Source organism: Nocardia amikacinitolerans NBRC 108937, from assembly GCF_001612615.1.
GTDB classification, from domain to species: Bacteria; Actinomycetota; Actinomycetes; order Mycobacteriales; family Mycobacteriaceae; genus Nocardia; species Nocardia amikacinitolerans.
Window position 1 is genome coordinate 1 of record NZ_BDAU01000065.1, and the last position, 13,419, is coordinate 13,419.

Consider the following 13,419-nt stretch of genomic DNA (forward strand, 5'->3'; position numbering starts at 1 on the left):
GCGAGTCAGGGACGGTCGTAGCGCCGCGAGGTGTAGACGCGGGTGCCGTGCGGTGTATCGACCGCCGCGGTAGTGGACGCGCCGATGATCAGCAGGGTGCGCATATCCACGTCGGCCGGGTCGAGATCGACGAGCGACACCACCCGGACCGACTCGGTGGGTCCGCCGACATCGCGGCCGAGCACCACCGGGGTGTCCGGCTTGCGATGCTCCAGCAGCAGATCGCGCATCGCGCCGACCTGCCAGGTGCGCTGCGAGGACGCCGGGTTGTAGATCGCGATCGCCATGTCGGCCGCCGCGACGGCCGAAAGTCGTTGCGCCACGACCTCCCACGGCTTGAGCCGGTCGGAGAGCGAGATCATGGCGTAGTCGTGGCCGAGAGGAGCGCCGACCCGGCTGGCCACGGCATTGGCCGCGGTGAGGCCGGGCAGCACCCGCACCGGCACATCCTGCCACTGCGGGTCGGCGGATTCCTCCAGCACCGCCGCCGCCATCGCGAACACCCCGGGATCGCCGGAGGAGACCACCGCGACCTTGGCGCCGCGCTTGGCCAGATCCAAAGCCATGGCGGCGCGTTCGGACTCCACGCGATTGTCGCTGGCGTGCCTGCGCTGGCCGGGGCGCTGCGGCACGCGGTCGATGTAGGTGGTGTAGCCGACGAGATCGGTGGCCGCGTCGAGCGCCTCCCGTACCTCGGGGGTCGTCCAGTCCGGCGAGCCGGGGCCGAGTCCGACGACCACGACCTCGCCGATCGAATCCGGCTGCGCCGACGGAACATCGGAGGCCACGGCTGTCGAGATCGAATCCGCGTGCGCCGACAGAGCATCGGACGGCGTGCGTGCCGAGATCGAATCTGCCTGCGCCGACAGAGCATCGGAGGCCGCGCCTGCAGAAATCGAATCCGCGTGCGCCGACAGAGCATCGGAGGCCGCGGCCGTCGAAACCGAATCACCTTGCGCGAGAGGGTCCTCGGCGGGCGAGGCGGGGGCGCTCGCCGCAGTCGATACGCCGGTCGAGGCGGCCGTCGCTCGCGCGGCGGAGTGTGTTTCGGCCGTCGCGGCGGAAATCCTCGGCAGCGGCGTGGTCGGCCGCGGACCCGGCACCAGCGTGATCGAGAAGTACGGCACGTCGGCGTCGTTCACTTCGGCGGCGGTGCGCACCCGCTCTCGGTCGGTGCTCGCCCGTTCCACATAGTAGGCGTCATCGAGCCGCCCTGCGTCCGAGAGCGCCTGCCGCACACCGGGATACGTGCGGCCAAGCTTCATGATGGCGGCCGCGTCGGTGTCGCGCAGGCGGCGGGTCAGCTCCTCGGTCGGCATGGTGCCCGGCAGCACCGTCAGCACCTGCTCGCCCTCCACCAGCGGGGTGCCGAGCGCCGCCGACGCCGCGCTCACCGAGGTGATGCCGGGAACGATCTCGGCCTCGAAGCGGTCCGCCAACCGGCGGTGCATGTGCATGTAGGAGCTGTAGAACAGCGGATCACCGGCGGCGAGCAGGGCGACGGTGCGGCCCGCCGCCAGATGCGCGGCAAGTCGCTCGGCGGCCTGTTCGTAGAACTCGTCGATCGCGCCCTGGTAGCCGCCGGGATGGTCGGTGGTCTCGGTCGTGACCGGGTAGACCAGGTGTTCTTCGAGCTGGCCCGGCCGCATGTAGGGCGCGGCGATACCGCGCGAGATGCTGCGCCCGTGCCGCGCGCTGTGGAAGGCGATCACGTCGGCCGCCGCGATGATCCGCGCCGCCTTGACCGTCACCAGTTCGGGGTCGCCCGGCCCGAGTCCGATACCCCAGAGTTTGCCCGGTGTGGTCATTCCGCTTCGCTCGCAATCGCGTTCAGTGCCGACGCGGTGATGGCGCTGCCGCCGCGCCTGCCGCGCACGGTCAGGTATTCGACGCCGCCGTAGGCCGCCAGCGCGTCCTTGGACTCGGCGGCGCCGACGAAACCGACGGGGATGCCGAGGATCGCGGCCGGTCGCGGGGCGCCCGCGTCGAGCATGTCCAGCAGGTGGAACAGTGCGGTCGGCGCGTTGCCGATGGCGACGACCGCGCCGTCCAGCCGGTCCCGCCACAGCTCCAGCGCCGCCGCCGAACGTGTATTACCCAGTGCCGCAGCCAGTTCCGGGACGCGGGGGTCGCCGAGGGTGCAGATCACCGCATTGTCCGCGGGGAGCCGTTTGCGCGTCACACCGGAGGCGACCATCTGCGCGTCGCAGAGGATCGGTGCCCCGGCGTGCAACGCCGCCCTGGCCGCCGCGACGACGCCGGGGGAGAAGGCGATGTCCTCGGTCAGATCCACCTGTCCGCAGCCGTGGATCATCCGGACGACGACGCGCGCCACGTCCGGGGGAAACGCGCTCAGATCCGCCTCCGCGCGGATCGTCGCGAACGACTGCCGATAGATCTCGGCCCCGTCGGTGAGGTAGCTGGTGCGCACGTCGGACATGGGGTCCACCCTAAGACGCGGCAGGGCGGCGACCGCCTCCCGCCCCGGGATGTCCGAGCGAGGGCGCAGGTGCGCTCACCGGGCGCACGCCGCCGAGAGGTCAGCCCGTGGCCGGAGCGAACGCGGAGGTACGCGGTAGACGGTGGTGGCTCAGGTGCGTGGTCGTTCCAGGATGCGGGACATGACGATCGAACTGCGGGTGCGCCCGACGCGCGCGTTCTCCCTGATTCGCTCCACGGTCGACTCGATCTCGGCCATGTCGGTGGCCATCACGTGCACCAGCGCGTCGGCCTCGCCCGCGATCGTCCACACGCCCACCACCTGCGGGATCGGCTCCAGGCTACGACGCAGCTCGGCCGGGGTGATGTTGTCGCGGTAGTACACCTCGACGTAGGCCTCGGTGGTCCAGCCGAGCGCCGCCGGATTCACCAGGGCCGTGAAGCCGGTGATCTGACCGCTGGCGACCATGCGGTCCACCCGGCGCTTGACCGCGGGCGCGGAAAGACCGACCGCGGAGCCGATCTCCTGGAACGAGGCGCGCGCCGAGCGCAGCAGGTGGCCGAGGATCTGGCGGTCTGTCTCGTCCATCACAGCCCTTCTTCCGTGACGCAATGATTCGTCGTTTCCGAGCCGATTTGCGCAACGATTCGGCGTTCCTGACGCAATGGTAGGCCCATTACCTTCGTGGCAGCCGTATTCACCGCGCCTCACCGGGAGCCACGATGACCTCAGTAGCTACCCTCCAGACCAGCGAGCCCACCCCCGCACGCCGACCCGTGCCGCGCCGGTTCGTGATGTGTCGCCCGGACCATTTCGACGTCCGGTACTCGATCAATCCGTGGATGAATCCGGACACGCCGGTGAACCGCGAGCTGGCGCTCGCCCAGTGGGACGACCTGCGCGCGACCTTCGAGCGCTACGGCCACCGGGTCGACGTGGTGCCCGGCGAACCCGGTCTGCCCGACATGGTGTTCGCCGCCAACGGTGGACTGGCCGTCGGCGACCGGATCCTGTCCGCGCGCTTCACCCACGCCGAACGCACCGCCGAGGGCCCCGCCTTCCACCGCTGGTTCGCCGGACGCGGCGTCGAGGTCGCGGCGGCCGCGGAATTCAACGAGGGCGAGGGCGATTTCGCGTTGATCGGGGGCCGATTCCTGGCGGGCACCGGCTTCCGCAGTTCCGCGGCGGCCCACCGCGAGGTCGAGCTGTACTTCGGAATCCCGGTCGTCTCACTGGAACTGGTGGACCCGCGGTTTTACCACCTCGACACCGTCCTGATGGTCCTCGACGACACCACCATCGCCTATTACCCGCCCGCCTTCGCCGAGACCAGCCGCGCTGTCCTGGCGGCCCTGTTCCCGGACGCGGTCGAGGCGACCGACGCCGACGCCGCGGTCCTCGGCCTCAACGGGGTGTCCGACGGGTATCACGTCTTCCTCAGCCCGCAGGCCACCGACCTCGCCGCCGCCCTCCGCGCCCGCGGCTACCTCCCGGTTCCGGTGGACGTCTCGGAGATGCTGAAGGCGGGCGGCGGGATCAAGTGCTGCACCCTCGAGCTGCATTGATCGAGCCGCGCCTCGGAGCGGCGACGCGGCAGTCGGCCACCGCCTGCCGTGTGGATCGCCGCCCGCCGGTGCCGCGCTGCCCCCGCCGAGGGCCTGCGCTGATTTGCGTAGAAGCAGCGGGAGACAGGCTCGCGCTCCCGGTCGCCGCGCCCTATCAGTCGACGCGATAACCGTCGGGCGTGGCGACCACGTCGGTGACCTCGCCGCGCGGCCTGCCGCAGCGGCGCTCGCAACCGGACCAGTGCTGGCGGCCAGCCACCGAGACTTCCTCGGCGGGAACGACCTGCTCGGGAGCTGTTTCGGTCGACGCGTCCTCGGACAGCACGCGACCGGACTCGACGGCGGCCGTGACGTCGGCGCGCACGTCGGTCAGCGACTTCGCGCAGCCGGGCTGCCCGGCGCACGCGCTGACGTGCAACCACGGTGAGGCGGCGTCGAAGATCAAGCCCATCGGAGCGAGCACCCGAACCACCTGCTCGGCGGCCCACTCCTCGAGGTCGGCGATCACCAGACTGCGCCACGGCGTGACGATCACCGGGCGTTCCACTGCCGCGACGAACTCGGCGAGCCGGGCGTCGAGCGCGCCGAGCCGGACACCAGCGCCGAGCGCGACCAAACCGTCGTCCTGGTCCAGCCAGCCGATCGGAACATCCTGGGCCGCAGCGACTTCCACGCGTTGCGTGCCGGGAGTCAGACCGAGCGAATCGAGGATTCTGGCGGGACCGTCCGCGACCTCGCGCAGCCGCCACTGTCCCGAGCTCACAGCGAGAAAACCCTCCGCGGCGGCCAGCGCGATATCGACCGCCTCGGCTCCGGTCACGCGAACGCCGGTATCGACCCCGGCCAGCAGCAGCGCGAATTCGTCGGCACCGACCGCCTGGACGCCGATGTCCCCGTCCAGACCGCTGACATCGCCGCGCCCGTCGTCGAGCGTGAACAGCACCCGCCCCGGCAAGTCCGCCAGCCGGGGCGTCGCGCACAGCCGGGCGTCGAGATCGCCCACCAGCCCGCGCACGTCCGCCAGCCCGCCCACCCGTCCGGACAGCGGCGAGGCGACGATGTTCCGCACGCGCTCGTGGGTCCGGCTCGGCAGCAGTCCGGCGGCGGTCAAACGCGCGGTGAGCTCGGCGGCGTCGCGCACCTGCCGCAGCTGCAGATTGCCGCGCGAGGTCAGTTCGATCGCGCCGTCACCGAGCTCGCTCGCCGCGGCCGCCAAGACGAGCACCTGGTCCGAAGTGAGCAGGCCGCCCGGCACTCGGATGCGCGCGAGCGGTCCGTCGGCGGCCTGATGCAGGCGCAGCACGCCGGGGCAGGAATCGGGGGCGGTTCGAGTCATAGCGCCTTTCAGCCTACGTGCGCGGGCTCGGCAGGACTCCGCGCGCGGTGCCGGAGTTCGCCGATCGCCGAGCACCCTCGACATGCCCGACTTCTCCGATGCCGGGCATCGTTCGGCAATCGTCGACGCGGGTCGTGAACGGTAACGCCGACCTCTCCCGAACCGGGGGTGCGGCGGGCCACACCGCGCCGGGTAGCATCGGCGTGCTCGGCGGGCGACGAGGAAACCGGTGCAATTCCGGTGCGGTCGCGCCACTGTGAACAGCCAGACCCTCTCCGGCGAGCACCACACCCGATGGGCGCGTCACCCGAGGAAGGTCACCCGTGATCCTGCTGCTGTCCACGTCCGACACCGATCTGCTCAGCGCGCGCGCCAGCGGCGCGGACTACCGGCTCGGCAACCCCGCCCGCCTGCTGGTCGACGACCTGCCCGGGCTGCTGGACGGGGCCGATCTGGTGGTCGTCCGCATCCTCGGCGGCAAGCGCGCCTGGGAGGACGGGCTCGCCGCGCTCCGCGACAGCGGTGTGCCGATGGTCGCGCTCGGCGGCGAGATCGCCCCGGACGCCGAGCTCATGGAATGCTCCACGGTGCCGGGCGGCGTCGCGGCCGACGCGCACAACTACCTGGCCGCGGGCGGTCCGGAGAATCTGCGGCAGCTGCACAACTTCCTGTCCGACACGGTCCTGCTCACCGGTCACGGCTTCGCGCCGCCGGTGCAGCTGCCCAGCTGGGGCGAGCTCGAGCGCGACGCCCGCCACCCGGCGCCCGTCGCGGGCGTTCCGACCGTCGCGGTGATCTACTACCGCGCCCAGCATCTGGCGGGCAACACCGGCTATGTCGACGCGCTGTGCGCGGCGATCGAGGACGCGGGCGCGCGACCGCTGCCGCTGTACTGCGCCTCGCTGCGCACCGCCGAACCCGAGCTGTTGACCACCCTGCGCCAGGCCGACGCTCTGGTCGTCACCGTGCTCGCGGCGGGCGGCACCAAGCCCGCGACCGCGTCGGCGGGCGGCGACGACGAGGCATGGGACGTCGGCGCGCTCGCCGAGCTGGACGTGCCGATCCTGCAGGGCCTCTGCCTGACCAGCGGCCGCGCCCAGTGGGAGGACAACGACGACGGCCTCTCGCCGCTGGACGTGGCGACCCAGGTGGCGGTGCCGGAGTTCGACGGCCGCATCATCACGGTGCCGTTCTCGTTCAAGGAATTCGACGCTGACGGGCTGTCCACCTACGTCCCCGATCCGGAGCGGGCCGCCCGGGTCGCGGGCATCGCGACGCGCTACGCACGGCTGCGCCACATTCCGGCCGTCGAGAAGCGACTGGCCGTGATGCTGTCCGCCTATCCGACCAAGCACGCCCGCATCGGCAACGCCGTCGGCCTGGACACGCCCGCGAGCGCGATCCGGCTGCTCACCGAATTGCGTTCCGCCGGTTACGATCTCGGTGACTCCGCCGAAGTTCCCGGGTTGGACCAGCGGGACGGCGACGCCCTGATCCACGCGCTCATCGCGGCGGGCGGCCAAGACCCGGACTGGCTCACCGCCGAACAGTTGGAGGGCAACCCGATCCGCATCGGCGCCGCCACCTACACCGCGTGGTTCGACACCCTCCCGGAAGACCTGCGCGAAGCCGTCGTCGAGGCATGGGGTCCACCGCCCGGCGAGCTGTACGTCGACCGCTCGGCCGACCCCACGGGCGAGATCGTCATCGCCGCACTGCGTTTCGGCAACGTGGTGCTGATGGTGCAGCCGCCGCGCGGCTTCGGCGAGAACCCGGTCGCCATCTACCACGATCCCGACCTGCCGCCCAGCCACCACTACCTGGCCGCCTACCGCTGGCTGGCCGCGCCGGAGACGGCGGGCGGTTTCGGCGCCGACGCCATGGTGCATTTGGGCAAGCACGGCAATCTGGAGTGGCTGCCCGGCAAGACGCTCGGCATGTCGGCCTCGTGTGGCACCGACGCCGCGCTCGGCGACCTGCCGCTGATCTACCCGTTCCTCGTCAACGATCCCGGCGAGGGCACCCAGGCCAAGCGCCGCGCGCACGCCACCCTGGTCGACCACCTCATCCCGCCGATGGCGCGGGCCGAAAGCTACGGCGACATCTCGCGATTGGAGCAGCTGCTCGACGAGCACGCCAACATCTCCGCGCTCGACCCGGCCAAGCTGCCCGCCATCCGCCAGCAGATCTGGACGCTGATGCGCGCGGCCAAGATGGACCACGACCTCGGGCTCACCGAACGCCCGGACGAGGAATCCTTCGACGACATGCTGCTGCACGTCGACGGCTGGCTCTGCGAGATCAAGGACGTGCAGATCCGCGACGGCCTGCACGTCCTCGGCCAGGCGCCGGCGGGCGACGGCGAACTCGATCTGGTGCTCGCGATGCTGCGCGCCCGGCAGCTGTGGGGCGGCGAGGTGTCGGTGCCAGGCTTGCGAGAGGCTTTGGGGCTGAACGAATCCGGCGGCGAGGCGCGCGAGCGGGTCGACGTGATCGAGGGCCGGGCACGCGAGTTGCTCGCCGCGCTGCAAGCCGCCGACTGGTCGGTGGACGCGATCGACGGGCTGGTCGCGGAATTCGCCGACACCCTCGTTCCCTCCGGCGCTGCGGCCGTCGGCGGCGCGGAACCCGGCACGGCCGGTGCGGTGCGCGCCGTATTGCGTTTCGCCGCTACCGAAGTGGTGCCGCGCCTGCGCCAGACCGGCGTCGAGATCGAGCGGGTGCTGCACGCGCTGAACGGCGGGTTCGTCCCGGCGGGCCCGAGCGGTTCGCCGCTGCGCGGCCTGATCAACGTGCTGCCGACCGGGCGCAACTTCTACTCGGTCGACCCGAAGGCGGTGCCGTCGCGACTGGCCTGGGAGACCGGTCAGGCGATGGCCGAATCGCTGGTCGAACGGTATCGCGCCGATCACGGCGAATACCCGCGCTCCGTGGGACTTTCGGTGTGGGGCACCTCGGCCATGCGCACCTCCGGCGACGACATCGCCGAGGTCTTCGCGCTGCTCGGTGTTCGACCAGTGTGGGATGAGGCAAGCCGCCGCGTCACCACCCTCGAAGCGATCCCGCTGGACGAACTCGGCAGGCCGCGCATCGATGTGACCGTGCGCATCAGCGGCTTCTTCCGCGACGCCTTCCCGCACGTGCTCGCCCTGCTCGACGACGCGGTCCGGCTGGTGGCCGAGCTGGACGAGCCCGCGGAGTCGAATTACGTTCGCGCGCACGCGGAAGCGGACCTGGCCGAGCACGGCGACGCCCGCCGCGCCACCACCCGCATCTTCGGTTCCAAGCCGGGCACCTACGGCGCCGGTCTGCTTCAGCTCATCGATTCCAAGAGCTGGCGCACCGACGACGACCTCGCGCAGGTCTACACCGCGTGGGGCGGCTACGCCTACGGCCGCGATCTGGACGGCGCGCCCGCGGCCGACGACATGCGTTCGGCCTACCGCCGAATCGCGGTGGCGGCCAAGAACACCGACACCCGCGAGCACGACATCGCCGACTCCGACGACTATTTCCAGTACCACGGCGGCATGGTCGCCACCGTGCGCGCGCTCACCGGCAAGAATCCGGAGGCCTACATCGGCGACAGCACCCGGCCCGACGCGGTGCGCACCAGGACCCTCTCCGAGGAGACCTCGCGCGTGTTCCGCGCGCGGGTGGTGAACCCGCGCTGGCTGGAGGCGATGCGCAGGCACGGCTACAAGGGCGCGTTCGAGATGGCCGCCACCGTGGACTACCTGTTCGGCTACGACGCCACCACCGATGTCGTCGCCGACTGGATGTACGAAAAGCTCACCGAGAGTTATGTTTTCGACGACGTGAACCGAAAGTTCATGGAGCAGTCCAACCCGTGGGCGCTGCACGGCATCACCGAACGGCTGCTGGAGGCGGCCGAGCGCGGGATGTGGTCCGCCCCCGAGGCCGAGACGCTGGATCGGTTGCGTCAGGTGTACCTGGAAACCGAAGGGGAACTCGAGTAGTAGCGCGGCACGCGGGCGGATCCGGTTATGCTCGGGTCCGCCCGTCCCCCAATTCCATTGGTAGGCCTTCGCAAAACGACGCCTCGGTTTTCATTGCGTCGCATGTAGTTTCGTTTTCCGGATATCGCCGGATTCGGCGGCGGAAATGCAAAGGCCGGTTTGGCAACCCCCAATTCCTGGGCCGATTCGCTGATCTTGCAAGGTGTTTCGGTTTCGTCGTTCCGCCGACACCGAGAGTGCCGGAGGCGCATCATATCGATGTCCTGAAAGCCGATTCTCGGGGCACACACTATTCGGATCGGCAGGATGATGGGAATTCATCATGATCAAAAAACTGATAGCGGCCGCGGTACTGACCATTGCCGCGACCACCGGAATCGCCACCGCGACCGCCAATGGCTCGCCGGGCGGCGTGGTGGCGGGGGTGGACCGCGGTGTCGAGTACACCGCTTCGGTGGCGCCGGACCGCTCGGGCGCGACGCTCACCTTGGCGTCCGGGACCTTCGAGGTCGCGACGGACGCGGTGCTGGTGCACGCGCCCGACGGCACGGTGATCGGCAGTGTGCCGACCACCCTGCACTCGGTGACGGGTCAGCTGGTGCGCGTCGCGCCGGTGATCGACGCGAGCGCAACGCAATTGACGCTCACCCCGGTGAGCGCTCCTGCCCAGCCGGAACTGGGGTTCATCGGCGATGCGGGAACGACGATCGCGGGTATCGCGATCGGCTGTGTGATCGGTGCGTTGATCGGGGCGATCTTCTTCATCCTCCCGGCCATTCCCGGCTGCATCATCGGAGCGGTGATCGGCGGGATCATCGGCGCGAACGCCTGAGGCGAGCAATCGAGGGGTGAACACACCCCGTGAACACCCGCGGCCCGTCCGGAAAACAACCGGGCGGGCCGCACTCGTACGCCGGGAAATTCCGGACACGACGCATTTCAATTGTGGTTCCCGATGCCGCGATGAGCTGGGAAAATACCTCGAAAATGGTGGTCTCCAGGTATTGACTAGCGGCGAAAACCGAGGACACTAGTCTGTACACCGGAACACCGGAGAGTGCCACACAATCGGCGGAGACGTCCAAAGAAAGTACTGGTAACTCTTCCAAGATCCGGCTAGGCCCCCGGCAAGCCAGTCGAAGACCAGGGTTATCAGCGACGACTGAGACCCAAGGATTCGATGGAGACTACCGGGGACTGTTCTGTTCGGGGGTAGTTCTTCCGCTCTCAGCCGTCCGACCTGCGGTGATGCCTCACCCTGCCTTCGGAACGAGCGTGTTGTGCCGCGCCGCCGTCCACCAGCGACCGTCCTCCTTCACCAGGACGTACAGCGCGACCATCGCCGGATCCACATCGATGGGGTCGCCCTCCGCGGTGATCGCCCGCGCCGCCTTGTGCGCGACGGCCACATCCGGCCGCAGGAAGACGATGTCGGTCACCTCGTACCGCACGTACTCGTCCTTCAGAAAACCCGCCAGCCCCTTGCGTCCCGCCTCCAGCAGCGCCTCCCGCCCGGTGATCACCATGCCCATCGCGTTCCCCGCCGACGCGTTCGCGGTGAAGCCGCTGACCATCAGCTCCGCGTCCTTGTTGTTGAAGCCCTCCTCCACATCGGCCACCAGCCGCTTGATCGCGGCGATGTCCTCGGTGTGGTCCACGGTCGTATCCTCGACGACCGACGGTTCGTGTGTCGTTGCGTCCATGATCGCCAGCTTGGTTCCTGAACATAGGTTCAGGTCAAGTCCGGCGGCCGCAACGACGGTGCCGCCTCCGACACCCATCGCGACGAGAAGGCTTATGACGCCTGTGATCTCGTCATTCCGAGTTGAGCGCGGAGGAAGACCGCGCCGCGGCGATCGCCCGCGGCTCGACCTGCGCCATCACAGTGTCCTTGACGACGCGGGTCACGATGCTGTGAGTGCGGGCACCGCCGCCGTCACGCTCGGTGCGAGCGGAACCGGGCGGCGGCGGTTCAGGCGGATTCGGCGAGCCCGGCGGAGCGCCAGGTGTCGGCCAGTTCCTGGAGCGGGAGGTCGAGCGCTTGGCTCAGCGCCACGACCGTGCCGAAGGCGGGTGACGGCAGGCGGCCGGTCTCGATCTTGCGCAGCGTCTCCGGCGAGATCCCGGCAGCGGTGGCGACTTCGGTGAGGTCGCGCTCGCCGCGCGCCGCGCGCAGTCGAGCGCCCAGGCGGCGACCCGCCTCGATCTGGGCGGGTGTCAGCGGCAGACGAACCATGCGCCCCAGGGTAGGGATGGTATTTAAATACCGCAAGCGGCCGGCCGAGACCGATCACGCCTCGAACAACAGGTACAGCCCGGTGAAGGTGTAGCCGACCATGGTCAACATCAGCGCCAGCTGGCCGGTCAGTCGGTGTGCGGGCGGGAGCAGGCGAAGGCAGCGGTCGTGTGCCGCGGTGACGCCGAGGATGTGACCGGTGAGGACGGCGAGCACCTTGATGCCGGCGAGCACGGCGGGATGGGTGGACAGGATGTAGTGCACGTCGAAGTCGTTCAGCCACAGGATGTTCCAGCCGCGCTGGAACGGGTCGGCGCACAGGATCAGCGTCGCCTGCCCCTTCTCCACCAGGAAGCTGAGGTAGTGCGCGAGCAGGTAGCCCGCCACGATCGGGGTGAGGCTGTGCGCGAGCCGAATCGGCAGCAGCGCCCGCTTCGCCTTCGTGACGCCGCCGGTCGCGCGGGCGGCCAGCCGGAAGACGCCGCCGACGACGGCGATGAACCCGAGCAACCCCGCGGTGCGCAGCAGGGTCGTCAGCGCAGTGGAGTCACCGCCCACGCGGTCGAGGAAGTCACGCCAACTCGCGAACATCGAAAAGCTGTCGAACGCGGTCGATCCCAGCAGCGTCGCCGCCACCGCGACCGAGCCGACGAGCGCGGGTGTGCCCGCGAGATTGTGCAGCGGCCAACGCAGCACCGGGACCCCGGTGTCGCGCCGCGCATACGGACTCAGCCGCGCCAGCAGACTGCTGTACACCTCCAGCGGATCGCCGTGTTCGGCCCACGCCGTACCGAACACCACCAGGCCGACCGTCCCCACGACGAGATAACCGAGAAACCACACCGTCACGGCGAGCACCGAACCCGGTTCGGGATAAGCCAATTCCAGCCACACGAAGGAGAACAGTCCCAGCGCCGCGGGCAGGTAGCCCCACGATGCCGGGTAGGGCAGCAGCCCGCGCTCCGGCGCCCGCCCCGCCACCCGGCAGCCAAGGCGGTGCAGCGCCCGCACGGGGGAGACGATCTTCCACACCGGCCCGAGCATCAGCGAGGCAACCATCACACCGACCCACAGATAGATGTAGACGATCCCCGGCACCGGATTGTCCGCCGACTCGGCCGCGCCGAAGAAGCCGACGGCGAGAACCGCGATCGCCCCGAGCAGTCCCAGCCCCGCGAGCACCGTCCGCACCGCCGTGGAATCGACAACGGCGCGCGCGAACGCGGGCAACGCGACGCCCGGCGAGTCCGGATCGAGTCGCGGCTCGCGCCACGCGAAGGCCAGCACGGCGAAGGAGAACGTCAGCGCCCACGCGGCGCCGATCAGCGCGTAGGACAACGGAATCGGCAGATCGGTCGCACCGGAGATCCCGTGCGCGAGGACCTCGGTCACGACTGCACCTCGCTGGCGCTCGGCTCCGTCGTGCCCGAATGCGCGCTGTGCCTATGGTTCGCTCGCTGACGCTCGCTCACGGGCGCACGACCACCGTGGCGACGGTCTTGTGCGCGCGGTGCAGTTCGATCTCGACCCGCCCCGGCACGTCCACCGTGAACTGGAAGCGCTGACCGGCCTCGGGGCGGACCGCGAAGGTGTGCTCAGGTGTCGCGTGCACGTGCAGTTCGTCCTCGGCGTCGCTGTCGACCACCAGCTCGATCGGCTGCCCGATCTTGGCCTCCCTGCGCTCGTTCACGGGGCTCACCGACCCGTTCGCGATGCGGAACCGCACGACGACGGCGCCGGCTTCGGCGGGCGAACTCGCGCCGGGCGGCGGCGGACTCGGGGCGTCCTCGGTGGCGCAACCCAGCGCGGCGGCCGCCACCGCGCAGGCGAGCGCGGTGTAGCGCCACGTGCGGGTCATCGGG

11 protein-coding genes are annotated in these 13,419 nt (G+C 70.1%); 3 read left to right on the plus strand and 8 right to left on the minus strand.

Features of this window, described 5'->3' with window-relative positions; genetic code table 11:
* Positions 1 to 5: 5 nt before the first annotated feature.
* The 3 genes from NAM01S_RS32120 to NAM01S_RS32130 all read right to left on the minus strand — a co-directional run bounded on the left by NAM01S_RS32120 (position 6) and on the right by NAM01S_RS32130 (position 3,028).
* Positions 6 to 1,808, minus strand: coding sequence for a precorrin-2 C(20)-methyltransferase (locus tag NAM01S_RS32120; protein WP_067792772.1), 1,803 nt, complete (start codon positions 1,806 to 1,808; stop codon positions 6 to 8).
* Positions 1,805 to 2,440: a precorrin-8X methylmutase gene (locus NAM01S_RS32125; protein ID WP_067792775.1), complete on the minus strand. Its 636-nt coding sequence runs from the start codon at positions 2,438 to 2,440 to the stop codon at positions 1,805 to 1,807. The genes NAM01S_RS32120 and NAM01S_RS32125 overlap by 4 nt, the downstream gene beginning before the upstream one ends.
* Positions 2,441 to 2,590: 150 nt before the next feature.
* Complete coding sequence (locus tag NAM01S_RS32130; protein ID WP_067792778.1) at positions 2,591 to 3,028, minus strand: Lrp/AsnC family transcriptional regulator; 438 nt, start codon at positions 3,026 to 3,028, stop codon at positions 2,591 to 2,593.
* 134 nt (positions 3,029 to 3,162) lie between these two features.
* Here NAM01S_RS32130 and ddaH point away from each other — a divergent pair, with 134 nt between their 5' ends.
* Positions 3,163 to 4,005 (plus strand): dimethylargininase, encoded by an 843-nt coding sequence (gene ddaH / locus NAM01S_RS32135; protein ID WP_067792781.1) that lies wholly within the window; start codon positions 3,163 to 3,165, stop codon positions 4,003 to 4,005.
* Positions 4,006 to 4,159: 154 nt separating this feature from the next.
* Here ddaH and cobG read toward each other — a convergent pair whose 3' ends face one another.
* Positions 4,160 to 5,341 (minus strand): precorrin-3B synthase, encoded by a 1,182-nt coding sequence (gene cobG, locus NAM01S_RS32140; RefSeq protein WP_067792784.1) that lies wholly within the window; start codon positions 5,339 to 5,341, stop codon positions 4,160 to 4,162.
* 323 nt (positions 5,342 to 5,664) lie between these two features.
* Between cobG and cobN the strand changes: the two genes are divergently transcribed.
* A complete protein-coding gene (cobN, locus tag NAM01S_RS32145) occupies positions 5,665 to 9,321 on the plus strand; it encodes a cobaltochelatase subunit CobN (RefSeq protein ID WP_067792786.1) in 3,657 nt (1,218 codons plus the stop codon).
* Positions 9,322 to 9,643: 322 nt separating this feature from the next.
* Complete coding sequence (locus NAM01S_RS32150; RefSeq protein WP_067792789.1) at positions 9,644 to 10,153, plus strand: DUF8020 domain-containing protein; 510 nt, start codon at positions 9,644 to 9,646, stop codon at positions 10,151 to 10,153.
* A gap of 421 nt (positions 10,154 to 10,574) precedes the next feature.
* Here NAM01S_RS32150 and NAM01S_RS32155 read toward each other — a convergent pair whose 3' ends face one another.
* From NAM01S_RS32155 to NAM01S_RS35870, 4 genes are all read right to left on the minus strand, one after another.
* A complete protein-coding gene (locus NAM01S_RS32155) occupies positions 10,575 to 11,024 on the minus strand; it encodes an SgcJ/EcaC family oxidoreductase (RefSeq protein WP_067792800.1) in 450 nt (149 codons plus the stop codon).
* Between the two features lie 269 nt (positions 11,025 to 11,293).
* Positions 11,294 to 11,557 carry a helix-turn-helix domain-containing protein gene (locus tag NAM01S_RS32160; RefSeq protein ID WP_067792792.1) on the minus strand — a complete coding sequence of 88 codons (264 nt, stop codon included), beginning with the start codon at positions 11,555 to 11,557 and terminating at the stop codon, positions 11,294 to 11,296.
* A gap of 54 nt (positions 11,558 to 11,611) precedes the next feature.
* A complete protein-coding gene (locus NAM01S_RS32165) occupies positions 11,612 to 12,949 on the minus strand; it encodes a hypothetical protein (protein ID WP_067792795.1) in 1,338 nt (445 codons plus the stop codon).
* 76 nt (positions 12,950 to 13,025) lie between these two features.
* The gene (locus NAM01S_RS35870; RefSeq protein WP_067792798.1) at positions 13,026 to 13,415 is read right to left on the minus strand and encodes a hypothetical protein; all 390 of its coding nucleotides are present in this window, start codon (positions 13,413 to 13,415) and stop codon (positions 13,026 to 13,028) included.
* Between the last annotated feature and the right edge of the window lie 4 nt (positions 13,416 to 13,419).